Source organism: Dysgonomonas sp. UBA7630, assembly GCF_002483985.1.
Taxonomy (GTDB): Bacteria; Bacteroidota; Bacteroidia; order Bacteroidales; family Dysgonomonadaceae; genus Dysgonomonas.
Genome location: NZ_DLIY01000012.1, coordinates 162,415 through 186,620, shown reverse-complemented (window position 1 = coordinate 186,620; position 24,206 = coordinate 162,415). Strand labels below are relative to the sequence as shown.

At 35.4% G+C, this 24,206-nt stretch carries 20 protein-coding genes and 1 pseudogene; 5 read left to right on the top strand and 16 right to left on the bottom strand.

Translation table 11 applies throughout. From position 1 onward, the window contains the following. Positions 1-22: 22 nt before the first annotated feature. The 3 genes from B3P17_RS04770 to B3P17_RS04760 all read left to right on the top strand — a co-directional run bounded on the left by B3P17_RS04770 (position 23) and on the right by B3P17_RS04760 (position 4,798). Positions 23-400, top strand: coding sequence for a winged helix DNA-binding protein (locus B3P17_RS04770; RefSeq protein WP_252639059.1), 378 nt, complete (start codon positions 23-25; stop codon positions 398-400). 427 nt (positions 401-827) lie between these two features. Continuing rightward, on the top strand, positions 828-2,993 hold the full coding sequence (locus tag B3P17_RS04765; protein WP_252639058.1) for a bifunctional alpha,alpha-trehalose-phosphate synthase (UDP-forming)/trehalose-phosphatase: 2,166 nt from the start codon (positions 828-830) through the stop codon (positions 2,991-2,993). An 11-nt stretch (positions 2,994-3,004) separates the two neighbouring features. After that, the gene (locus B3P17_RS04760) at positions 3,005-4,798 is read left to right on the top strand and encodes a glycoside hydrolase family 15 protein (RefSeq protein WP_252639057.1); all 1,794 of its coding nucleotides are present in this window, start codon (positions 3,005-3,007) and stop codon (positions 4,796-4,798) included. 74 nt (positions 4,799-4,872) lie between these two features. Here the strand turns inward: B3P17_RS04760 and B3P17_RS04755 are convergent, their stop codons facing one another. From B3P17_RS04755 to B3P17_RS04725, 7 genes are all read right to left on the bottom strand, one after another. Next, the gene (locus tag B3P17_RS04755) at positions 4,873-5,490 is read right to left on the bottom strand and encodes a class I SAM-dependent methyltransferase (protein ID WP_252639056.1); all 618 of its coding nucleotides are present in this window, start codon (positions 5,488-5,490) and stop codon (positions 4,873-4,875) included. Between the two features lie 16 nt (positions 5,491-5,506). Next, positions 5,507-6,421, bottom strand: coding sequence for a phospholipase A (locus tag B3P17_RS04750; protein ID WP_252639055.1), 915 nt, complete (start codon positions 6,419-6,421; stop codon positions 5,507-5,509). 68 nt (positions 6,422-6,489) lie between these two features. Next, complete coding sequence (locus B3P17_RS04745) at positions 6,490-6,678, bottom strand: YgaP family membrane protein (RefSeq protein ID WP_252639054.1); 189 nt, start codon at positions 6,676-6,678, stop codon at positions 6,490-6,492. A 2-nt stretch (positions 6,679-6,680) separates the two neighbouring features. After that, positions 6,681-6,992 (bottom strand): hypothetical protein, encoded by a 312-nt coding sequence (locus tag B3P17_RS04740; RefSeq protein WP_252639053.1) that lies wholly within the window; start codon positions 6,990-6,992, stop codon positions 6,681-6,683. A 2-nt stretch (positions 6,993-6,994) separates the two neighbouring features. Further along, positions 6,995-10,198 carry an efflux RND transporter permease subunit gene (locus B3P17_RS04735; protein WP_291103910.1) on the bottom strand — a complete coding sequence of 1,068 codons (3,204 nt, stop codon included), beginning with the start codon at positions 10,196-10,198 and terminating at the stop codon, positions 6,995-6,997. Between the two features lie 4 nt (positions 10,199-10,202). Continuing rightward, the gene (locus tag B3P17_RS04730; RefSeq protein WP_252639051.1) at positions 10,203-11,285 is read right to left on the bottom strand and encodes an efflux RND transporter periplasmic adaptor subunit; all 1,083 of its coding nucleotides are present in this window, start codon (positions 11,283-11,285) and stop codon (positions 10,203-10,205) included. 22 nt (positions 11,286-11,307) lie between these two features. Next, complete coding sequence (locus tag B3P17_RS04725) at positions 11,308-12,615, bottom strand: TolC family protein (RefSeq protein ID WP_291103906.1); 1,308 nt, start codon at positions 12,613-12,615, stop codon at positions 11,308-11,310. Positions 12,616-12,810: 195 nt separating this feature from the next. On the opposite strand from B3P17_RS04725, the pseudogene B3P17_RS04720 reads away from it, so the two are divergent. Beyond that, positions 12,811-13,050, top strand: a pseudogene (locus tag B3P17_RS04720) (hypothetical protein); the annotation flags it as partial. A 102-nt stretch (positions 13,051-13,152) separates the two neighbouring features. On the opposite strand, the gene B3P17_RS04715 reads toward B3P17_RS04720, so the two are convergent. Then, positions 13,153-13,641: a DUF4625 domain-containing protein gene (locus B3P17_RS04715; RefSeq protein ID WP_291103903.1), complete on the bottom strand. Its 489-nt coding sequence runs from the start codon at positions 13,639-13,641 to the stop codon at positions 13,153-13,155. Then, positions 13,638-15,797 (bottom strand): TonB-dependent receptor, encoded by a 2,160-nt coding sequence (locus tag B3P17_RS04710; protein WP_291103900.1) that lies wholly within the window; start codon positions 15,795-15,797, stop codon positions 13,638-13,640. The genes B3P17_RS04715 and B3P17_RS04710 overlap by 4 nt, the downstream gene beginning before the upstream one ends. 546 nt (positions 15,798-16,343) lie before the next feature. On the opposite strand from B3P17_RS04710, the gene B3P17_RS04705 reads away from it, so the two are divergent. Further along, positions 16,344-16,754 (top strand): Fur family transcriptional regulator, encoded by a 411-nt coding sequence (locus tag B3P17_RS04705; RefSeq protein WP_291103897.1) that lies wholly within the window; start codon positions 16,344-16,346, stop codon positions 16,752-16,754. Between the two features lie 34 nt (positions 16,755-16,788). Here B3P17_RS04705 and B3P17_RS04700 read toward each other — a convergent pair whose 3' ends face one another. The 7 genes from B3P17_RS04700 to B3P17_RS04670 are packed head-to-tail and all read right to left on the bottom strand — an operon-like array spanning position 16,789 to position 24,191. Beyond that, positions 16,789-17,985: a glycosyltransferase family 2 protein gene (locus B3P17_RS04700; RefSeq protein ID WP_291103894.1), complete on the bottom strand. Its 1,197-nt coding sequence runs from the start codon at positions 17,983-17,985 to the stop codon at positions 16,789-16,791. Between the two features lie 21 nt (positions 17,986-18,006). After that, positions 18,007-19,128 carry a glycosyltransferase gene (locus tag B3P17_RS04695; RefSeq protein ID WP_291103891.1) on the bottom strand — a complete coding sequence of 374 codons (1,122 nt, stop codon included), beginning with the start codon at positions 19,126-19,128 and terminating at the stop codon, positions 18,007-18,009. Between the two features lies 1 nt (position 19,129). Beyond that, positions 19,130-20,011: an alpha-1,2-fucosyltransferase gene (locus tag B3P17_RS04690; protein ID WP_291103888.1), complete on the bottom strand. Its 882-nt coding sequence runs from the start codon at positions 20,009-20,011 to the stop codon at positions 19,130-19,132. Positions 20,012-20,028: 17 nt separating this feature from the next. Then, positions 20,029-21,507 carry an oligosaccharide flippase family protein gene (locus B3P17_RS04685; protein ID WP_291103885.1) on the bottom strand — a complete coding sequence of 493 codons (1,479 nt, stop codon included), beginning with the start codon at positions 21,505-21,507 and terminating at the stop codon, positions 20,029-20,031. After that, positions 21,494-22,474 (bottom strand): glycosyltransferase, encoded by a 981-nt coding sequence (locus B3P17_RS04680; RefSeq protein WP_291103882.1) that lies wholly within the window; start codon positions 22,472-22,474, stop codon positions 21,494-21,496. Before B3P17_RS04680 ends, B3P17_RS04685 begins: the two co-directional genes overlap by 14 nt. Continuing rightward, entirely contained in the window at positions 22,459-23,079 is a 621-nt protein-coding gene (locus tag B3P17_RS04675; protein WP_291103879.1) for an acyltransferase, read from the bottom strand. The genes B3P17_RS04680 and B3P17_RS04675 overlap by 16 nt, the downstream gene beginning before the upstream one ends. Further along, a complete protein-coding gene (locus B3P17_RS04670) occupies positions 23,076-24,191 on the bottom strand; it encodes a glycosyltransferase family 4 protein (protein ID WP_291103876.1) in 1,116 nt (371 codons plus the stop codon). Before B3P17_RS04670 ends, B3P17_RS04675 begins: the two co-directional genes overlap by 4 nt. Between the last annotated feature and the right edge of the window lie 15 nt (positions 24,192-24,206).

The window sequence follows — 24,206 nt, the reverse complement described above, 5'->3', positions numbered from 1 at the left end:
GTAAATATAAACTTATACTAAAATGGCAGACAATATAAATAATTCGCAAGTAAAAACATTATGTCAGATCAGGGATGTGTATCGGGCGATTTATGACTTTGAACTAAACTTTCAACAATTATATGATCTTGGACTGAATGAAGGAATGCTACTCTGTTCGTTAAATACTCAAAAATATTCATCAAATGAATTGGCGAGCGTATTGGGGCTGAGTAATTCAAATACATCGAAAGTGATAAAGTCGGTCGAGAAGAAAGGTCTTATCCGACGTATTGTCGGCAAGGAAGATAAGCGCCAGATGTATTTTATGTTGACTGATTTGGGTAAGAAAAAGCTTGAATCGATAAAATGTGCTGAGTTTGATATTCCCGAAACGCTTGGATCTATTATAAAACGATAGGATTGTGATCTTGTGATTAGGTGTTTTCCTTTTTTCTACTATAAAACACGTCGTAAATACACAACAAAATAGCTGCATATTAGTAAGTTAGATTTTTTAGTTAAAATCTAACTTCTATGTATTTTTATGGGTTAGACAAATTTTATTATCTTTGTAAGAATCTTGGATACATTGAGAACAACCTTGTTTTTCTCCTCTTTAAAATCTACTTATTCGGTAGATATCTTATTTATACGGAGTTAATCCGAAATATAGCCAATATATAATTCAGTTTCCTTAAAAGAATTTAAGTTCGTCTTTTTGGCTTCATATGATAATTAATCTGAGGATAATAAAATTTTTATAGGTTCATTACATCCTTCTGTGTTCGAGAGAATTATTCTATTTTTAATAATCGGATCGCCCTGCCCGATATAAAATATGTATTATGAAGTTGATTATTATATCTAATAGATTACCACTAAAAGTGGTGGAAGAGGAAAATGAGTACAAGGTCGTTCCTAGCTCGGGAGGCCTTTCAACCGGACTGAACTCATTAGAGATAAATATGGAAACGCATTGGGTTGGTTGGACAGGAATGTATCTTGAAGATGTTGATGAGCAGCAGAAAATAGACAAACAACTAGCTGATCTGAACTTTCATTCGGTAAATCTTACTCCTTCACAAATAGAAAATTATTATGAAGGATATAGCAACAGTGTAATTTGGCCGCTTTCTCATTACTTTTTCAGCAATGTAAGGTACAATAATTGCTACTGGACTGTATATAAGGAAGTGAATGTTTTATTCTGTGAAAAAGCGATGGAGATCATAGAACCTGATGATATTGTTTGGATCCAGGACTATCAATTGATGCTTTTACCCCGAATGATAAGAGACAGAATGCCTGAAGTAAGTATTGGTTACTTTCATCATATACCATTCCCTTCTTATGAATTATTTAGGTGCTTACCCGAAAGAAGTGATATTTTAAACGGTCTGCTGGGCGCCGACCTTGTTGCTTTTCATACGCATGGATATATGAGACATTTTATTAGTGCTGTTTATAGGGTACTAAAATTAGATTGCAATCTCGATGAAATCCATTTAGATGGCAGAATCGTAGATGTGGATGCTTTTCCAATGGGAATAAACTATGATATGTATCACAATGCTTTATTAAATCCTCATATAAAGAAACAAGCAGAGAAACTACGTGGTGAGTTTGGCAACAGTAAGCTTATATTATCTGTAGATAGGTTGGATTATAGCAAAGGGATTCTTATGCGTTTAAGGTGTTTTGAAGACTTCTTAGCAAACCAACCGCAATATAGAGGAAAGGTTAGTCTCATTATGATTGTAGCACCATCAAGAGACAATGTTGATATTTATGCAAAGCTGAAAGAAGATATAGACCAGAAGGTAGGAGCCATCAATGGTAAATATGCTACAGCAGGATGGCAACCAATCAATTATTTTTATAGGTCATTCGTCTTCGAAGAGATAACAGCTTTGTATCATATATCGGATATATGTTTAGTCAACCCTTTTAGGGATGGAATGAACCTTGTTGCAAAAGAGTATATTGCAACAAAACGAGATGGGAAAGGGGTACTCATCTTAAGTGAAATGGCCGGAGCATCTATTGAGTTATCTGATGCGCTGATAGTGAATCCAACTAATATAAAGGATTTAGAGAATGCTCTTCTTATAGCATTGGAAATGCCGGAAGAGGAGCAAAAAGCAGCTATATCAAATATGCAAGAGATTATTTCTTCTCAACATGTTGGGCAATGGGCTAAAGATTTTATAGATGAATTGTTTTCAGTAAAAAAGAAAAATAAAGAATTACAAAAAAAAATAATCGTACGAAAAAACTTCAATGAAATAAAAGATGCATACCAAAAAGCTCAAAAACGTCTGATTATTTTAGACTACGATGGCACATTAGTCTCATTTCATCGCAATCCGATGAAAGCATCACCAACGACTGAAGTTATTGATCTTTTGAAAAAAATGTGTGCTGATAGCCATAATAGAATGATAATAAGTAGTGGTAGAGATAAACAGACTCTTGAAGATTGGTTAGGACATTTGCCATTAGATATGGCAGCCGAACATGGTATGTTTTACAAAGAGAATGGTATATGGAAAAGCAAAGGGCAGAAAATTGAATGGGATCAAGAGATAATAGACATAATCAAACATACAGTAAAAAAGACTCCTCGGTCGAAACTTGAAATAAAAGAAACAGCCTTGGTCTTTCATTACCGGGATGTTGATGTCTGGTTGGCCGAACTGCGTGTAACACAGCTGATAAATGCTTTAATAAATCCAGCATCAAGACAAAACTTGCAGATAATGAAAGGAAATAAAATTGTAGAGATTAAGTCAGGCGAATTTAATAAAGGCTCAGAAGCTTTAAGGCTAATCAATCAAAGTGAATACGATTTTGTGATGGCCATAGGAGACGATACAACTGATGAAGAAATGTTTATGGCATTACCCGATACGGCTATAACGATAAAAGTAGGAGACCCATCAAATGCAGCGCGGTATAATATTCCAAAACAAACTTTAAACATTGATTTCTTGAAAAAACTAATAAAATAATTTAATTGCTTATGGATAATCTAGATTACGGTGTAGTCGGAAATTGTAAAACTGCTGCTTTAATATCAAAAGAAGGAAGTATCGATTGGCTTTGTTTTCCGGTATTCGATTCTCCATCTGTATTTTCTAAATTATTAGATAAAGATAAAGGCGGGAGTTTTTCATTCATTGTTTCTGATAGTTATCGTATTACACAAAATTACTTTAAAGAAACAAATATACTTTGTACTCGCTTTGCTTCTGATGAGGGCGTATTTGAAGTACTCGATTTTATGCCGAGATACAAGACCCGTGGAGACGAGTATTATATCCCTTCCGAAATCTATCGTTATATAAGACTCATTGATGGTAAACCACGTTTTAGGATAAATTATACTCCTGTAATGAATTATGCCAGAGATTCGGTCATACACAAAAAGTTTGCCTACTTTATAAGAACATTCTCTTTAGTAGATGGAAATGATAATATCTATTTATATTCAAGTATTGATTTTGACACCATATTAAATCAAGAAGAAATTATTCTGGAGCAAGACCAGTACATGCTATTGTCGTATAGTCAAAAACTAGCGAATATAGATATCAACCGAGCCTATCTCGAATATCAGCGTACAAAGATTTACTGGTTGAATTGGAATAATCGTTCCCGAAAATTCATAGAATACAACGACTATATTTGTCGCAGTCTGTTGGCTCTTAAACTGATGTGTTATGAGTCATCCGGAGCTATTATGGCAGCTCTTACCACCAGTATTCCGGAAACAATAGGCGAAGTCCGTAACTGGGATTATCGATTCTGCTGGATTCGTGATGCATCGATGTCTATAGGAACTCTCATAGAACTTGGGCATCATTCAACAGCGAAGCGGTTTATGTCTTTTGTGAAGGATATATTGAAATCTAAATCAGATTCTTTACAAATTATGTATGGAATAGATGGCAGTCGTACGTTAAAAGAAGAGATGCTACCGCATTTGGCAGGATATGAAAATTCCCAACCGGTAAGAATTGGAAATGCCGCATATTTCCAAAAACAAAATGACACTTTTGGCTATCTGATGGATGTTATACATAGCTATTATTTCCGTTTTCCAGGGACATTGGGCGAGTTGGAAGAAATGTGGGAAGTTGTTAAATCGATCATCAGAACGGTTTATATTGTTTGGCGAAATCCTGATCAGAGTATATGGGAGTTTCGTAACATCGAAAAGAATTTTGTCTTCTCGAAGGTAATGTGTTGGGTAGCTCTTGACAGAGCAATAGAGATAGCCAAACTTTTAAATCAGACTGACTATGTATCAGCATGGCAAAAAGAAGCGATGGCTATAAAGGAAGATGTGATGCAGAATGGATGGAACGATCAGATTCAGAGTTTTACTCAAGCCTATGATAATACGCATATGGACTCATCATTGCTTTTGATGGAGCAGTATGGTTTTATAGATGCAAACGACGATCGCTATATAAAGACAGTAAAACGTATAAAAGAAGAATTATACCATAATGGATTAATGTATCGATATAAAGTCGATGATGATTTTGGTTTGCCGTCTTCTGCTTTTACTATCTGTACTTTTTGGCTAACTCGTGCATTGTTTATGATTGGTGAGAAAGGCGAAGCCCGGAAAATATTTGATCAGTTACTGGAATATTCGAATCATCTGGGGTTGTTTAGTGAAGATTTGGATTTCGAAACCAAACGTATGCTAGGTAACTTTCCTCAAGCATATTCTCATCTGGCGTTGATAGATACAGCTTTGCTATTCTCTGAAGAACGAAAATATATCAATTTTATTAAACCTTAAGACTGAATCAGTAGCCTTTTATAAGTAATATAATAGAGGCAACGGTAAATGATAACCGTTGCCTCTATTTTTATTTATATCTTTTTCCCGATAAAGCGTATTACCGAGGCTTTTCCATTATGCCCTATACCTTCAGCCAATTCTACTTCTACCTCTTCCAAGAAATCGATTTTTAAAGAATCAAAGATCGAGAGAATCTCTTCCTTCGAATACATCATTTCCACATGTGGAGGACCCCCCGCCAATGGATTTTTTTGTTGGTATTTTACATGCTCTTTACTGAATCCTTCGATAATAATATGCCCTCCAATTTTCAAAAAAGGCAATAATGATCTGTGATATTTTACTTTTAACTGTTCCGGTAGATGAACATATGTAAGAGCGACTGCATCATAAGAGTCTACAATATAATTTTCAGAGATGTCTTCGAAATCAATCACTTTGAATGAAATATTCACACTGTTTTTTTGAGCCAAACGCAAGGCTTTTTCTTTAGCTTGCTGGCTTTGGTCGAAAGCGTCTACACTCCATCCCCTTGTTGCTGCATATACACCATTTCGTCCCTCCCCATCAGCCGGAAGAAGAATTTTTCCTGTAGGAAGCTTATCGATGACTTGCTTGAAAAATAGATTCGGGGTTTCTCCGTAGCGGTATTTTTCAATATTATAACTTTCGTCCCATTTATTATTCATAGTCATTCATTTTTTGTTAATATGCACTGAAGAAATCCGGCTTTATCGTAAATCCTATTCTTACCTGATTTGTATATTTCTTGTAATTTAGCAACCCTTCTCCATATCCGGCATAATAATCCAAAGTTAAGTATTGATTTGAATTTTTGGATACTCTAAATGATAAAGATGTATGTAAATTAGGGTTTATAACCTTATCTCGAGGCATTATATTAAGGCTAAACCACCATAGATTTTCCTTATCTATATAATTGACCGAAAAAATGCCATATCCTTTGTAGCGCAATAAATCTTTATTATTACCACCATCTACATAGGGCAGATATATTTGAGCTTTAGCCGATAATCGCATATTGTAAAAGTATTTGGCTGATAGATTTATATAATTCCAACTCCGTGAGTCTTCTCCGGCTTTACCATTCGACTCATGTTCCAAAGAAATCATCATTGCCCCTTTCAGTTTATTGTCTTTTATAACATACCTGCCAAAGCCTATTCCCGGATTATAATTTGTATCGCGGAAAGGACTTGATTCGTCGTAAATATCCCAAAATGATTTCTGAGAATAAGTAATGTATAAGAATGAGTTGAAAGGAAGTACACTTCTAGTAACTCTGTGGCGAATGCTAAATTGAAAGAAAGCATCAGCAGTTTTGCGGGTTACCGATTTATTTAAAGGGATTCCGGTTACCATATAATTATCCTTATATACCGCAAAAGGTGTCTGCTTGTCGAGTACAGATCTTACAAGGTCTTCCGAAACTTCAATCGGTTTATGTCTCAATACATTTATCGACTGCATCTCATTCAGATAGTTATTCCGAAGTGAAATACTATCTACCTGTAAGATCGTATTTTCCTGTGAGTAGACGCTGGGAATGTGTATAATGAGGATAAACAATATGATTATTGTATAAAATATTGTTTTCATATCTAAAAAAGAGAGCAAAAGACGATTTCTGTATTCGGTTTTTGCTCTCTCATGTTTAATTAATCAATTTACCGTTTAATATTCAGTTTATCGAGCAGGATTTCCAACGGACAAAATTTAGTAAACGAAGACTGTATAAGATTCACTCCAACAAAAGCAGGTAACAACAGCCATCCGATAGAAACAAAATAAGCCAGAGAAATGCCTGTTAAAACCATTGTACCCGCTACTATCCGTATAATATATTCACGTTTCATAATCAAATCAGTTTAGAAAAATTCTCTACATCAAGGACAAAAGCATGTACAGGGAAAGGATTTTTTGTCTCAATATTACAACTATCAATTTCTAAAATAGCCTTGTCTGCAATTTCTTTTGTTACAAAGCTGAAAAGCATTATCGAATTAGTTTTTGCATTATTTCCATTCGCTGCAAACCAGCCCAAGTTTTCTTCCTTCTTTTTATATCCGGTGATATTGGTTACACTAAACCGTTTTACTCCGGCATCATGGAGCAGGCTTCCCACCTGCTCCTGATATTCCTTTATACTTAATACAACTAATAGCTTCATAATCATTTTACTTTCTTTTTCAACATTTTGAAATACAACAACGGCACAACAATCAGTGTCAGTACAGTAGAGGTTATTGTTCCACCCATCAAAGAAATTGCCAGACCTTGAAAAATGGGGTCGAATAGAATGACGATTGCCCCCAAGACTACGCCTCCGGCAGTCAGTATGATAGGCGTGGTGCGTACAGCTCCGGCTTCAATCACAGCTTGTTTTAATGGAATACCATCTTTGAGTCGTATGTCGATAAAGTCGATAAGTAGTACAGAGTTTCGCACCATAATTCCGGCTAAGGCAATGAATCCAATCATAGACGGAGCACTAAAGTAAGCTCCCATAATCCAGTGACCGAAAATAATACCAATCAATGATAAAGGTATGGCAGCCAGCTGTACCAAGGGCGTTATAAAGTTTTGGAACCAAGCGACAATGAGTACATAAATAATAATTAATACAAATAAGAATGCTAATCCTAAATCACGGAACACCTCGTATGTTATTTGCCATTCTCCATCCCACTTTAAGGAAAAGTTGTCTTCATATTTTGGTTGTTTACTATATTCTTCTGATAAAGTGTATCCTTCAGGGAGTTTTACCTGAGATAACTTATCCGACACTTCCGTAATAGGATATATTGGGCTTTCTAAACTTCCTGCAACCTCGGTTAATATGTAAACTACACGTTTTTGATCTTTGCGGTGAATGCTCTTTTCCTTTTCTCCTTTAGTGACCTTCACCAAATCGCTGACGGGAATTGCCATACTTTGTTGATTCACAACTTTCATGCTTAGTACATCTTCTATACTCGATTTCTCTTTTTCTGACAGTTGAAGTACAATGCCTACCTGATTGACAGACGAAGGTTGATGCAATATACCTACAGGCATACCCGATAGAGCCGCTCTCATATTCTGAACAACTTGTGCATTTGGAATTCCCAATTTCATAGCTTTGTCTTTATCTACCTCAAACTTATATTCAGTCTGAGCATCTTCTACCGACCAATCAACATCGACCACATTGTCAGTTTGCGCCAACAGATCTTTCACTTGTTTGGCTACAGCTATTTGTTGATCATAGTCTGGACCATATATTTCGGCTGCAATTGTAGACATTACAGGAGGGCCGGGAGGTACCTCTACTATTTTCACATTGGCATTGTATTTTTTACCGATAGCTTGCAAATCGGCACGTACCGATGTGGCTATATCATGACTTTGTTCGCTACGTTCTCCTTTGTCAATAAGATTAACCTGGATATCAGCTACATTGTCACCCATGCGCATATCATAGTGGCGAACCAATCCATTGAAGCTAATAGGAGCAGAAGTACCCACATACGTTTGATAATTGGTTACTTTATCATTTCGGCTGATATACACAGCTAATTCTTTAGTCACGGCGGCAGTACGTTCCAAAGTTGTTCCCTCCGGCATATCAATCACTACTTGAAATTCATTCTTATTATCGAAAGGCAACATTTTCACCGGAACAGATTTTGTATAAAACAACACAAACGATCCCAGTAAAACGACAGTTAAGCCAATCATAAATGTCCAACGGCGTTTTCTGTTTTCCAAAAACGGAGTTACTATTTTAGTATATAATTTGTATATTTTTGTTTCATGCAAATCCGTTTCTTTTTCTTCGCTTTCGTGTCCTTCTCCTTTTTTCTCTTTATGTCTTAAGAATAAATAACCGAAATAAGGAGTCAACGTCAGAGCTACTAGTAAAGAGAAAATCATGGCTATGGATGCACCTATAGGCATCGGACTCATATATGGACCCATCATTCCCGATACGAATGCCATGGGCAGTACGGCTGCGATAACAGTCAGCGTTGCCAAGATAGTTGGATTTCCTACCTCATTGATAGCATATAGCGCAGCTTGTAACGGTGGTAGTTTTTTCATCTTAAAGTGACGGTGCATATTTTCCGCAATCACAATGGAGTCATCCACAACAATGCCTGTAACAAATACCAAAGCAAACAGTGTAATCCGATTGAGTGTATATCCCAAGAAGTAATAAGCAAAAAGAGTGAGGGCAAATGTTACAGGCACGGAAAGAAATACTACCAAACCGCCACGCCATCCCATAGCTATCATTACAAACAGGGTTACAACTATAATTGCAATGGATAAGTGGAACAGTAATTCGGATACTTTGTGTGAAGCCGTCTCTCCATAATTACGGGTAACATCTACATTTAAATCCTTTGTGATAACATCTTTTTTCAGGTGATCCACTTTATCAATAACTACTTCTGCCAGCTTCATTGCATCAGCACCTTTTTTCTTAGCAATAGAAATCGTTACAGCCGAATAGTCATCGGGCATGCCGGCTTTTTTATCGCCTGATGCAGCTCCATATCCAAACGAAACATATTGTTTGGGTACTTCCGGTCCGTCTTCTACTTCTGCTATTTGATACAGGTAAACCGGCTGATTGTCATTTGTTCCTACAATCAGATTCTTCACTTCATCCACATTCGCAAAGAAATTGCCTGTCTGCACAGAGTAAACCATATCTCCTGTTACGATATTTCCGCTTTGCATCTGTGCATTATTTGCTTGCAGTGATTGGGCTATTGCTCCAAAGTCGAGCTTGCTCTGAGCCATCTTGTCTTTGTCGAGCATGACCTTCACCTGTCGGCTTTGTCCACCTACAATATTCACTTGTGCTACATCAGGTATTTTCTTTATCTCGTTGCCAACTACTTCTACTACCTGGCGTATTTGGTAATCACCCATTTTATCACTCCAAAAAGTGAATGCCAATGCGGGAACATCATCTATGGCTCGTGATTTTACCAATGGCATAGTAGCACCTTGTGGCATACGATCCATATTCTTCATCATTTCGTTGTAAAGTTTTACTAACGAACGTTCCACATCTTCGCCCACATAAAATTGTACGGTGAGCATACCCATACCATTCATAGAAGTAGAATAAACATGCTCTNNTTTGATATTCGATATGATTTTTTCGATAGGTTGTACAACACCCGATTCTACTTCCTGGGGTGTTGCTCCGGGATAACCAATCATGATGTCCGCCATAGGAACTTCAATCTGAGGTTCTTCTTCGCGGGGTATGAAATATATGCTGAACAGACCTAAGAGCATAAAAGCTAGCATGAGTAGGATACTCAATTTAGACTTGATAAACGCTCCGGCTATTTTTCCTGAAATTCCGTTTTCCATAATTTTATTTATTTACAGATACTTTTACTCCGTTATATAATTTGCCTTCGGCTTTGGATACAATTTTGTCGTTTTGGCTCAAACCCGAAAGTACTTCTACCTGATTGCCGATTGTCTTGCCTAAACGTATCCAGCGAAGATTAGCTTGACTTTGGTCGTCTATCACATATACTCCCGTAAGCTGATCACGGTATACAATAGAGCTTTTATCCAGCATGATTTTAAATGTAATATTCTCTCCTGTTTTGTTAGGTATCAATATATTTACATACATCCCCGGGCGTATATTTTCTTTATCTTTGGTGTCAATAGCTAATTTCATAGAGTATTGTCCTCCTGTGCGGAATGCCGACGGACTGAGTTCGGATACCTTTCCATCGATCGTTATCCCTAATGATTTCAATTCCATTTGGGCTATATCACCTACTTTTACATACTGTATATAGTTTTCGGGTATAGATGCTATAACCTGCAATTCACCATTCTGCTCAATCGTCAAAATAGGCATTCCCGGATTTGCCATGCTCCCTTCGTCCACCATCTTTTGTGTTACGACTCCCGAAAATGGAGCACGTATATTGGTGTAGGAAAGCATCGCATTTACTTCGTTCATCTGTTGGCGAGCCATTTGTACTTTCGCATTCATCGAAGTATTCTGCAAAGCCACATTTTCGAGTTCCTTATCAGATACGCTGTTTTGGTTGCGCAGTGTTTTGAAACGCTCATAATCACGTTGGGCATTTTTTGCTGCTGCTTCAGCTTCGGTGATCATAGCTTGTATCTGAGCCTTTTTTGCCAGAATATCATCGCTGCTAATAGATACGAGGAGTTGTCCTGATGCTACTTTATCACCCGGTTTTACATATATCTTCGTTACATAGCCCATCATTCGGGTGCTGATGTTAGCGGTTTGCTTGGCTGTGACTTCACCGCTAAGATAAAATCCTTCGTTTGTAGATTGAGCCGGAGAATAAGCTTCTACTTTTACTATAGTCTTATCTTTATCCTCTAATTTATCGGAAGAAGAGCAGGAGTAAAGAGTTGATATTCCCACTATTCCTAAAAATGCATTTCTTAAAGTTTTCATATCTATTTATAGGTTTTATTTGTTACTTAGTTTTTGATAAAAAATTGAGGTATGCATCTGTTATATTATACGACATAATAGATTGAGATAGCATCAGTTTTTGTTGAAAGAATTGAGCCTGTGCCATTAGCAAGTCTGTGGTACTCGCTAAACCTTCACGGTGACGATTGGAGAGAATACGTAATGCTTCATCAGCTTGTTCCACGCTGGCCTTTTGTTTGTTGATCTCGATTTGGGAATCGTTCAGATCACGTTTGGTTTTATTTAGCTCTAGTTCTTCTTTTTTGATATGCAGGTTGAGCTCTTCTTGCATTTTATCTCTTTGGAATTGTGCCGATTTCATCTTACTCCGGTTTTGATTGCCTGAAAATATTGTCCAGCTTAGATTTATACCAACGAGGTAAGAATCATTTCCAAATTTGAAAGCCTTCGAATCATTTAAGCTATATGAACCAAAAGCATTGATACGTGGCAGAAATGCCATTTTTGAAGATTTTACCATCATGTTTGTCGCATCTACAGCTTTGTTTAGCGCCATGATATCGGAACGATAAGACGAAAGCTCTCTATCTTGATACAGGCTTATTTCTTGCGACAATGAATCTGTTGTATATACATCGCTACTTGTTTCCAATCCTATCAGAAGACGCAGTCCGTCTGAGGCATTCTGTATATTACTTTCAGCTTTTGCCAATGCAGTTTCAATTGTATTGACTTGTACCTGAGCATTCAATACATCCGATTTTTGAACTAATCCTTGATTATAAAAATTGGAGACTGATTGATGTATTTGTTTCACATCCGCTAACGATTTTTGAAGGATGTTTCGAGCCTGATACGACATTTGTAATTGAGTATATGCTTTTCGCACTTCAAATTCGATGTATTCTTTGGCTCGTTCTGTTTTGTATTTGTAAACTTCCTCTTGTGCTTTAGCTCCTTTGCGAGCATAGATCATATCCATATTCAACAATGGTAGCTTAGCTTCTACCTGAGCACTGTAATTTTGTTTTGCTCCGGGATTATTCAGTTTTGCCGGATCGAAATCCATCGCAGTAACGGATTCTTGCTGCAATAGAAATCCGAAAGCATTTAGTGGGTTATTTGTACTTAAAGCGGTATATCCAACCGTCACTTGTGGGAGAAAAACGGCATCTGTTTGATGATAATTTGCATTCGCTACTTTTTCATCCAACTCGGATATTTTAACATTGTTGTTATTTTTCATTGCAATCTCTACTGCATCTTTTACCGAAATATGCCGGAGATTCTGCGCTTGCGTTAGAAAACTAACTAGAATAGCACTAATAATAATACTTGCCTTTTTCATTTTATATTTTAATATTATTTAGATCAATAAAATATCTATTGGAAATAATATCCTTTAGAAATATATTGCAAAGTAAAATATAATTTTCCAAAGAAACAAATTTCCAATGGAAAATATTTAGATGGGTATTATTTGACCTTTCAAATGGATATATAAGTGACCGTTTAAACTTTTTTGTTTAGTAACTTCGCTGCTGACAAGAATATGTACTCTACAGGTTCCCAACTCAATATGTCGTATCCAATACTTGTAGGAGTAACGCCTTCGGACGTTTATGATAAAGTGAAAGATCAACTATTCAGAGAAACAAAAGAGAAATACAATGATCATATAGCAGTAGGATTGGTGGGCGTTTCTATTCTTACCAGATGGGCTATAGAAAACAAATCGGCAGACTTTATGTATTTTATGTTGAAAAAGCGTGACTACCCGGGATAAGAGTTTTTTTTGCTGTAAATAAAATTGTTGAGTTCAAAAGAAAACCTCAGTATAGTTTATTGATTTATACTGAGGTTTTACTTATAAAGGGGCTTTTATCTAGTGATCATGATCGTGGTCATCATCTTCTCCGTCGTGACTTAATACAATATTACGTGCAACATACGATTCGTTCCCGGCGGCATCTGTACAATATACCATCAAGTGATAATTACCAGGGGTTGCATTTTCCGGTATGATTATTTCATGATGATGTATCTTGGCTGTTTTTTGTCCGGTTACACTCCATGTTTTCTGAAAAGCAAATGCGGTAGTAGCGTCTTCGGCTTTTAATGATTTTGTATGATTATGACCATCGAAGTTGTTATGTATCTCTACTTTATAAGAAGATAATATTTCATTGTCGGATAATTCCATGTCGAAATGAATATCTGATCCAATCTTTAATACAGCACCTTCTGCCGGAGCAGTTAGATTGATCGCAGGTGGAGTTGTATCTCCCTCGTCATCATTACTACAAGAAGTAAATGATATAGATGTTATTATACTAATAATTGATAGGAATAGGATTTTAATAATTGTTCTCATTTTAATTTACTTTTAAAAGGTATTTTAATTGATAATTGAAAGTTGCGTCCCGGTTCTGGAATCTCAACTTTCCTGTAAAAACTTAAGTGGTTATAATATTTAGTATCCAATAGATTCCGCAGTGATAAACTGATATCTACCATTGTGTTATATATCGGTATATTTATATTTCCTCCGAGATTAATTAAATTGGTTCCTGATGTTGTACTTTCGTTCTTTGACACTCTATTTTGATTTGCAATACTATACAGTTCGGCATGTATTTGGAATTGATTCTTTTTCCATGTTATTGTATTTCGCATAGATGCCGGTGGCGAGAAACTTAAAGGAGTATTCTCATCAAGGTTGTAAGTATATACATACTCGCCTGTGAAGGAATAATTCAGATGTGGAAACAAGTCTATACTGAAAGATATCTCCGTTCCTGCAAAAATAGCTTCAGCACCCGTATATCGATATATCTGTCCCGCATGAGGGAGTACAGACCATTCGCCTGTTGGTTTCAGAAAAATGTAATTACTAAACCAGCTAAAGAATGGAGTGATGGAAAATGAAATGCTCTTGTTTTCATACAAGTAAGATGCATCCAGCTGCCATCCTCTTTCCGAATTAAGAGAAGGGTCTCCTTGCTCGTGTCTGAACGTACCATGATGTACTCCATTTGCTGCTAACTCATTCGCACCGGGAAGCCGAAAACTGTGTCCTATATTCGCCTTTATAAGATGATATATATTCAGATTCCATATAATACCGAGCGATCCCGAAAAGTCTCCAAAGTTGCGATTTACAGCATAGCTACGCCACTTATATTGCTTTATCAGTTCGTTGTCATATCCCATTACCTGCAGATATGTTTCAAGATAAGGATCATTATATGCTGATATGTCTACATTCCCATGATCGTAGCGAATACCTCCACTAAAGCTAAGCTGCTGTGATGGTCGCCATGTAGCAAGACCAAATACTCCACTGGTAAATCTATTGTATCTGGGTAAAAGAAATGAATATCCCGATATACGGTTTTGTTGGTATTGAATATCAAGCCCGACATTATATTCCCATGTAGCTGAGGCTATTGTTTTCAGCTTAATAGAAGAGCTATATGTATCTAAAGTGAAAACCAATTCTTTATCCGGATCTTTATGGGGAGGTGCTTGTGTTCCATAATGCGTATGAAATTTACTCCACTCTTCCCTGTGATTCTTCTGATATCCAACGTCCCAATATCCAATGAGTTTATCCCATACGTATTGCTGTCGTGATGTTATCTTCATATGATTTACTCTGCTGTATGGTAATTCAATATTACGGTCATCTCCATCGTCCTGAACACGGGATATATCAGGTATGCCATGTGCTCCGGGAAAAAATCCTATTTTTTGGTAGGCATTACTCATTGAATAATTGGAGTAATACTTTCCGCTACGGTATTCGGTGTATGAACTTATATTACGCTCAATACCGGCTGTATTCTTCAACTTCCGATTATATATTGGAATTTTCTGAGTAAGATAGACAATGGTATCTGTAGGTATGCGATAATCTCCAAAACGCTGTTCGGAATATCGAAACTTTGTATACCATGCACTTTTTTTCAGGCCTAATAATACAGAACCACCGAATGTTTCATTTACACTTTTGCCTAGTACCACAGCTTCACCAAAAATCTGATTGTCGAAGGGTGGGGGAGCTTGAGTTATTTCCACTACGCCACCCATCGCATCGCTTCCATAGAGAAGTGAGGATGGCCCTTTGCGGACAGTGGCTCGTTCGATATTAAATGCGTCAATCTCTAATCCGTGATCGCTGCCCCATTGTTGGCCTTCCTGTTTTATTCCGTTTTCGGTTACAGAAATGCGATTAAATCCCATTCCCCGTATCATGGGTTTCGAAAACCCGGACCCAATATCCATAGAACGGACTCCCGGTATATGCTCTAATGCTTGTATAAGATTGCCTGTAAAGTGATTTTTCAAAAAATCCTTTTCTGCTACTTCTATCGACAGAGCTGAATTGATTTTACTCGATGTCTTATAAGATGTTGCAGTTATAGTAATACTTTTTAACTCTACCTGTTTGATAGAATCTGATTCTTGACTATACAAGGGCAATACAAATACGAGCAAGAGCATAACCCGAATAATTCGGATATGCATATAAGTATTTGTTTTTATTTTATTAAAATAATTTACGAATAAAGTTGGGATAGAATTATCCCGGAGGAAAATATATTTTTAACAGAGGGTGGTGCTCGTAGATAATTGAGTTGGGTTATCGAGTTATATCCATTCTCCAGATATAAGGAATATATCCGGCTAGTATATATTATTTGTATTGTATCTGAAATGCGAAAACTAGCTTCAGTAAATAAAGATAAAGTCTGTTTACAAACCTGACATGTATTGCTATTATGTTGAGGTTTATGTTTATCGTTAGCGTGTGAACAATGCTTTTCATAGCACTCATCTTTATAAATATGAATACCCTTAACTATAAGCGGAGTTATGAATATAGCCGCTAATAGCCATGCCAAAATAATTTTGTTTACTTTATATTGTCTCACACCGAATTTGTATTTTGACTAGGAGATTGCAAAGATATAAATTTTATTTAAATGCAACATTGTTTCAATATTTATATTTTATCAATTTGTGTAATCTCTGATTTTGTCGTACTTTTGTTTCGCTATAAAGATTGATATTATGAATGCAATAGATTTACTCAGAAGTAAGGGGTTAAAGAAAACAGCTCAGCGAGTTATGCTGATTAATATCTTGCAAAAGAAGAGTATTTCTTTAACCGAGGGTGATATAAAGATGGAGATGGGAGATCTTTACGATCGCATAACTTTTTATCGTACTGTTCAAACATTATTGGAGACTGAAATTATACATAAAATTACAGTTGATAACATAACAAAATATGTACTGAATGATGTTCATCTTTCAGTCAATAAAAAAGATCATGCTCATTTTTATTGTAAAAGCTGTCATTCAATAACTTGTCTCGATAATATATCTTTAAAAAAGTATAACTTACCGGAAGGATTTAAATCTGACGAGTGTGAGATATTAATAAAAGGGAGCTGTAATAAATGTAGTGAGCATGTATAATTAGATTCTTACTTGGTGTGTTTATTTCTCCAATTTAACTATTTTGAGTAGATTTTCTTTTAACCTTCTCCCATATTCCGCTATTACTTCTTTTCTTTAAATAAGAATATGCCTTTATGACATTTAAGTTCATAAAAAGAAAATAATATGGAATAAACAGCACTTTATTTTTTATCTCCTTTTTAGCAAGTGTGTATCCGATAAAACCTAATGAGTAGAAAAGAACTTGTAATATTAATAATATAGCAGGCAATGTACAAGTAGGATAGGCCTGTATGCAAAGTAATACATTAAGAGGTAATAGAGCAAAAAGAGCCAAAGGTGTTATGGTCCATCTCAAAACGCGATGGGATATGTACTGAAAGCTTAGTATCTCATATCTGAAAATATTAAGTATAGGACGTAATCTCCATACAGCTTGTAGTCCTCCTGCTGCAATTCTTACTTTTCTTTTTTCTTCTTCTATCATCGAATCGGAGCTATATTCCATTGCATATGCTTTGGAGCAATATGCTATGCGATAACCTTTTTGTGCTATTTTTAGAGACAAGACGAAATCATCAAGAATTGTATCATTTGGAATATATTCAAACAAATCACGTCTTATGGCAAATAACTCACCCGCAGCACCAACTACAGAGTATAAACGAGAGTCTAAGCTTTTTAATACAGATTCGTAGCGCCAATAAAATCCTTCGCCACTAGACGATGCGTTATCTTTTGATTCTATGTTTACTCTTTTTTCTCCTGTTACACAACCTACTTTACTGTCTGCAAATAGTGATACTATCTCATTTATACTTTGAGTGTTTAATATAGCATTTGCATCTGTAAATATAACAATAGGAGTATCTATGTAAGACATGCTTCTGTTTAAGGCGGCAGTTTTGCCTTCACGTTCAGGTCTATGTAAGACTTTTATATTAGTATACGACTTTAGTATTTCTACTGTACTGTCTGTACTACCATCAGTAACCCAGACAACATGGAGCTTTTCCTTTGGATAATCTAAAGACTCTATATTGGCCATTTTTTCGACCACAACATTTTCTTCGTTATAAGCTGCAATCAGCAAGGTTACATCGAGTAATTCTACATCTTGCAATTTATTCTTGCTTTGTGGTTTTAAAATTTCTTTGATTTTAACCAGAAACCAAATTAAGATGCCATACCCTAAGTAAGTATAGAAAATAATGAATACAAATAGGCAGAATACAATAATTAAAATCATAGAAACAACAATTCAAATCGTTTATTTACAAGCTGAAATAACCTTCTCCATCTGATTCTTCCATGAAAGATCATTGATAGAATTGCGTATTTCTATAGCAGGTATTGTTTTTACTTTTTCATAAAATGCAATCACATCGAGAATATTTATTGGAGATTCATCGGCACCTACTTTCATAATATAAGGTTTTTCTTCAAAATCATCATCTATCTCGGAGTAGATAAACGGAATGCCTCTTGCTGCGTATTCTCGGTTTTTTAAAGTCTTTATATTGCTGATCCCACTTCGATGACGTCCCAGACTGGCAATACCCAATGATGCCTCATTAAACAAGTTATCTAAGCTTTCTCCATATTGTGGGCCATGAAATGTGACATAGTTTTCCAATTTATTCTGGATTATGTAATTTTTCAATTTCGAGATTTCACGTTCATCTCCGTAACCAACAATTTCATACCGAACTTCGACATCTTGTTTCACTTTATAATATTCGGTTAATCCTTTTAGTAAACGGTCGAATCCATGCCAAACATGAATTTCAGCTACACTTATCAGAGTTATTATATTCGGATTATTATTTGTCCGCTCTTTTATTTTTATAGCATCGAAGTCTATACCATTCGATATATTAATTGTTTTTGCTCCAAAGATATTTGTTTCGTTTGAAAATGTCACAATTCTGAATATATTATGAGCTAGTTTGCGGCGAAAGAGTTTATCTGTAAGTAGCTGTAGGCGAGTCGGCAAAGAACTGTTGATGTATTCGTTGTCGTATGGATAGGTAGGGATTTCGAGTAATGTTTTCACCCCTACTTTAGCCGCTTGCTTAACAAAGGAAATTAAAAACGGATTTGCATTGTGATATGATCTAATATAAATCAAGTTGATGTTGTTCTTTTCTATATAATTTAATATCGCAGAATAGTCAACTCTTTTCTTTATTTTGGCTTTAATTCCATGCCCAATATTTTCAAGAACCTGATCATCTATCATTCGTCTCTGATAACCATCATTGTCAATATGAATATAGCATAGATGTGTCTTTACACCACACTGTTTCAAAGCACTAACCTGATAGTGTATTTTTTTACTGATGCCGTTATATGCTTCAAATCCATGAAAAATCAGGTATAATAGTTTCATCTCAATTAAAAATATGTTGTAATCTTTTTATGGCTCTTTTATATAGATCGTCAATGCTATATCTCAATATTTTTAATTTTAGCCCTAGATCTTTCGGATTAGGTAGTCTTACCCATTCAGATGGAATTAAATCCTGAAGATTCCAATCCTTCATTTGTTTTCCAAACCAGTTTTTTGGTGCTATAACTATTTTCTCCGGATTATTGTTTAACCACGCTCCCCACCAACTGAAAGAAGAATTGCTAATGATATTGTGATTACACATTGTTTGGAGATAAAGATCAACAATAGAACTTTCTCCTTCTGAGAAGAAAAAATTATTCCCTTTGAAATTTTTCTTACACCATTCTATGTCATCACTAATGATTAAATATAGTTTATCTTTCCCAAAGTAACTAATCGCATTTTTAAAATAAGGCATACAGCAAACCGGCTGGCGTAGGGGACGGTTTATATAATCGCCCCGTCTGACATGTAGAGAAATTACTCCTTTAGAAAGGATATGCCCATACTTTTTTTGTATGTATTCTTTTGTTTGCTCATCTATTTCGAATAGCTCACGGATAAAATCCTGATCGAAATATTTTTCTGTCTGATAATATCCTCTAAGACAAATATTATCGACATATTCTATAGGTGTATAACCAAAATCAGGCTGATTATAGGTTACAATATCTGTTGGGAGAGTATTTATGATTTTGACTTTCCTAAGAATTGTATGCTCATATTGCTTAATATATTTTTCAATCTGTTCTCCGTTTGGAACTTCAAAATCTGTAGCACATCCCATGTAATCGGTATTGTTTCGATGTGCCAATGATGCTCCGGCGGCAATCTGGAATAAATTATTTCCTATTCGATCGGTCAATATACTATATACCATATCTTGATCTTGTTATATTAACTGTTTTTATTACTAAACTTACTGATAATAAAAGCTTTTAAATTTATTAACCTATCCAATTGTTTGTACGAAAAAATAGCAACAGCCAAAACTAATATAATAGGTAATATATAAGCATATAGGCTATCGAGACTATTAAAAGATAAAAAGGCTAAAGCAAGAATTAATAGCTGTATTATAAAGATTCTTTTCAATGATTTACTCATCCTGAATGAGTATAGTTTGAATGTAATAATATTGATAGCTACATAGTATGCTGCATTCACAAATAGGAATGAATAAGCTAAGCCGCTGAACCCTCCGATGCTATATCCTAATATATTGAATATAAGAGTTGCAATATTAATTCCTACACCTTCGAGTAGGAAAAATGTTTTTTTGTCACCTTTCGAAAAGGATATAGTTCCTAAAGGATATGAGGCCGCTTTGAAGAACATCCCTAATGCTAAAATTCTTATAAAACCTTCAAGTGGCATAAACTCAGAGGTAAGTAGTAGATGTATCAATAGTGGTGCTGTAACCATCAATACGAGTAGGATAGGAGTAGATAGCAATAACGTTATCTCGGCTTGTTGATTTACCATACGTCTTGTTTTTGTCCTATCATGGCTTACTGCCGCCAAACGAGGAAAGTAATCGATAGACATTGCTGAAAATACCAGCCCGATGGATTGACTCGTAATGCTCATCCCCGCCTGATATAACCCCAGGTCGGATGCTGTTCCGTAACTGTATATAAAAGTGTTTACTAAATATGAAGTGGTAGATCCGATTGTAGTTGCTGCCATCATTGCTATACCAAGCTTGAGCATTTCTTTTCCTTTGTCTATCGTCTCTTTTTTAGTAACTTCGAGTTTACCTGTCTTTATACGGTTGATATAATATTTACTTAAAACAAAACTGACAAACGATGATAATATAATAGCAGGGACGATTGCCTTAATTCCTCCAAAATAATAAACCGGTATAGTAACACATAACGAAATGAGAGAAATAGAAACCGTTAGTTTTGCATATGCACTCAGATTACGGGTTCCTTGCAATAGCACTACTGCTTCTGTCGACAGAATATTTAATACCAGGCTGACCGCCAAACATGCAAATATCCACGTTTCATCGAATCTCGAGAATGTGAAATAACTGAGAGCGGGAGAAAAAATAATAGTTAGCAGAAATCCGAGTAGAGCAGTGAAGCCAAGGCATCTGCGAAAAATAACGATGATTTTAGCTCGACTTTCTGTCTCCGTAGTTTTTGATATTTCGCGTACAGCACTAAAATTAAGTCCCAATCCCGAAATATTATTCATCATAGTCATGGACGATACCAGAAGGCTGTTTAATCCCATACCGCTCGACCCTAATAAAATCGCAATAAGCTTACCTCTTATCAGATTGATAAGTATCTGAAACACCTGCACGCTTCCGAACAAAGACGTTGTTTTTATTATAGACCTATATGCTTTATTTTCTCCCACTATGTAATTTTTTGAAATAAGATTTAATAGTAAGAAAAGATGGGAACAAAAGTACTAGCCAACTTTTAAACGAGATATATTTACGAAATTCTAATATACAGGTTTTGGCTACAGACATACGTTCCTTAAAGCTTAAAGTATGAGAGGCGTATACAGCCGGATCAAATATGTATTTTATCGTCTTTGCATTCAGTTCTTGTATTGATTGAGGCTTGTTTTCTACAAACTTTAATAAGTATCTAACTATTTTAAAATAAGAGGTGATATTTCGTATTGAGAAGAGACTCGTCATTACAGAGTTAGCTCTTATGCGCCTCATGAAAAATACTTCAGGTATGTATCTTACTTTTTCAGCCAGATAAAATATTTGCGCTGAAAATATCTGGTCTTCATGAGATAATCCGGCTTGCAATAATAATTCATTTTCTTTAATAAAATAAGTCTTAATGAAATAAAGCCATAAAGGAACTCTGTATTCTTTTATATCAAGCAGTATGTTGAGTATCTCAGGTCCTCTATAAATAAGGTGATCGTTGATTTTTCCTTTTCTGTTGTAATTTAGAGGAAAAGATATATTTTCGCTACCAAAATTGAGGGCATCAAAAAAGACAAAATCCAATTGTTCTTCGTTGCATTTTTTGTAACAACATGCTAAAGTGTCTTTTTTCAGGATATCGTCACTATCCATGAAATAAATATATTCCCCCTTTGCGATACTTAGTCCTAAATTGCGGGCTACAGATTGTCCTTGATTTTCTTGAGAAAAAACTTTTATACGAGAATCAATATCAGCGAGTGTTTTTATTATTTCGAGACTGCTGTCTGTTGAGCCATCGTCCACAACAATTACTTCTGTCTCGCTCAGCGTTTGATTGAGTATAGACAGAATAGCCTCTTTAACAAAAGACTCAGTATTATAAACAGGAATTATAATACTTACTTTTGGATTATTTATATTCTCACCCATTCTTTTTTCTGAAAGTCAAACTTTTTTATAATTCTTGCCGGATTTCCAGCAACTACAGTGTATGGAGGTATATTTTTTGTTACAACACTCCCTGCTCCCACACAACTATGAGTGCCAATAGTTATTCCTGCTAAAATTACGACATTAGCTCCAATCCATACATTATTCTCTATTTTTATTAAATTTTTTGATACTCCTTGTACATCGATATTTTTTTCTATATTCTCATAATTATGGTTTAAGCCCGAAAGAACAACATTCTGGGCAAGATTAACATTATTCCCGATAGAGACAGGTCCAATGATTGTGTTGGACATACCTATGCGGCTGTTACTTCCTATAAATATGTCTCCTACAGCATTATTTAATACCGAGTAAGACTCGACAACTGAATGATGATCTATTACAAACTTATTAAATGGGGTTATATCTTTACGAACACTTCTATATATAACACTTCCTTTGCCTTTTTTTATATATATGAATTGGAAAAAACGAACCCATAATCTTGGCCTGGTTTTAATCGGATGCATGACCGCATTTAATACTATCTTTTTTAAATTAGGTTTATTTTCTAATAAGATTCTTACCTTTTGTATATTCATAATACAGAGTTATATACATTCATCAGTTTTTTAGCCGTCCATTCCCACGAAAACGAATTTACTCTTAATCTTCCGTATTCAACTAAATTTTGATATTTTTCTTCGTCATTTTCAATAAGTAGAAGCTTATTGGCAATATCTTGTTCGTTATATGGATCTGTATATAAAGCTCCTTCGCCTGCAACTTCGGGGATAGCAGATGTATTGGATACAATAACAGGGGTTCCGCAGCCCATCGACTCCAAGATTGGAAGNCCAAAGCTTTCTCTCAAAGATGGGTAAATAAAAACAAATGCACCATTGTATATATATGGCAGATCTGAATTATTTATATATCCGGGACAATGTACAAAAGGCTTTATGTGCTCTATGTTTTCTTCCTTCAGGATTTCCTCAATGATAGATTTATTAATATCTAAAATTAAAAGAGGTCTTTTATAATCGGATTTCTCGAGATATAGAGCATAAGCTTTTATTGTTCGCGAAGTGTTTTTTTTAGGATCAGTGTTTCCAAAGAATAAAATGTAATTATCCTCTTCTATATATTTTTTTGTAATATCATGATAATTTGGTATATAATGAAACCGCTTGTTGTATCCATTGTGAATAGTGACTACCTGAGATGGTGGTATATTTGTCTTTTTGCAAATATTTTCACGTTCAAAATCTGATACGGTAATAATTTTTTTGCTTTTCGATAAAATTCGAGGCACAACAAGTTTTCTATATATGCGCCCTAGGTTTTGGTATAGGGACTTATTAGAACTTTGTTTCTTTTCTAAAAATATTATATCATGTAATGTTACTATCAACGGTACATTTACAAATAGGGGAGCAGTATTACTTGTACAGTGCAGCACATCGGGTTTTATTTTAGATACAGCACGAGGCAGTCCTATTTGCTCCCATAATATATAGGATGGACATTTTACTTCTACTATATGAAAGTTTGAGGTTTTTTCTAAACACTTATCAGGTCCCGGAGCTACGAATATATAATATTCATTAAACGTATCTTGTCTCTGTAATTCCCGCAAAGCTTCTAGGATGACAATATCCATCCCGTGTTTCTTCTTCCGAAATATACGCTGTGCTTCAATTGCAATTTTCATTTACTATTCTCAATA

What these genes read in the sequence shown, in the direction of transcription:
- B3P17_RS04705 (WP_291103897.1), top strand. Translation starts at nt 16,344, where the DNA reads ATGAATGCAATAGATTTACTCAGAAGTAAGGGGTTAAAGAAAACAGCT.
- B3P17_RS04725 (WP_291103906.1), bottom strand. Translation starts at nt 12,615, where the DNA reads ATGAAAAAGGCAAGTATTATTATTAGTGCTATTCTAGTTAGTTTTCTA.
- B3P17_RS04770 (WP_252639059.1), top strand. Translation starts at nt 23, where the DNA reads ATGGCAGACAATATAAATAATTCGCAAGTAAAAACATTATGTCAGATC.
- B3P17_RS04750 (WP_252639055.1), bottom strand. Translation starts at nt 6,421, where the DNA reads ATGAAAACAATATTTTATACAATAATCATATTGTTTATCCTCATTATA.
- B3P17_RS04745 (WP_252639054.1), bottom strand. Translation starts at nt 6,678, where the DNA reads ATGAAACGTGAATATATTATACGGATAGTAGCGGGTACAATGGTTTTA.
- B3P17_RS04715 (WP_291103903.1), bottom strand. Translation starts at nt 13,641, where the DNA reads ATGAGAACAATTATTAAAATCCTATTCCTATCAATTATTAGTATAATA.
- B3P17_RS04700 (WP_291103894.1), bottom strand. Translation starts at nt 17,985, where the DNA reads ATGATTTTAATTATTGTATTCTGCCTATTTGTATTCATTATTTTCTAT.
- B3P17_RS04690 (WP_291103888.1), bottom strand. Translation starts at nt 20,011, where the DNA reads ATGGTATATAGTATATTGACCGATCGAATAGGAAATAATTTATTCCAG.
- B3P17_RS04740 (WP_252639053.1), bottom strand. Translation starts at nt 6,992, where the DNA reads ATGAAGCTATTAGTTGTATTAAGTATAAAGGAATATCAGGAGCAGGTG.
- B3P17_RS04695 (WP_291103891.1), bottom strand. Translation starts at nt 19,128, where the DNA reads ATGAAACTATTATACCTGATTTTTCATGGATTTGAAGCATATAACGGC.
- B3P17_RS04765 (WP_252639058.1), top strand. Translation starts at nt 828, where the DNA reads ATGAAGTTGATTATTATATCTAATAGATTACCACTAAAAGTGGTGGAA.
- B3P17_RS04760 (WP_252639057.1), top strand. Translation starts at nt 3,005, where the DNA reads ATGGATAATCTAGATTACGGTGTAGTCGGAAATTGTAAAACTGCTGCT.
- B3P17_RS04710 (WP_291103900.1), bottom strand. Translation starts at nt 15,797, where the DNA reads ATGCATATCCGAATTATTCGGGTTATGCTCTTGCTCGTATTTGTATTG.
- B3P17_RS04730 (WP_252639051.1), bottom strand. Translation starts at nt 11,285, where the DNA reads ATGAAAACTTTAAGAAATGCATTTTTAGGAATAGTGGGAATATCAACT.
- B3P17_RS04680 (WP_291103882.1), bottom strand. Translation starts at nt 22,474, where the DNA reads ATGGGTGAGAATATAAATAATCCAAAAGTAAGTATTATAATTCCTGTT.
- B3P17_RS04675 (WP_291103879.1), bottom strand. Translation starts at nt 23,079, where the DNA reads ATGAATATACAAAAGGTAAGAATCTTATTAGAAAATAAACCTAATTTA.
- B3P17_RS04755 (WP_252639056.1), bottom strand. Translation starts at nt 5,490, where the DNA reads ATGAATAATAAATGGGACGAAAGTTATAATATTGAAAAATACCGCTAC.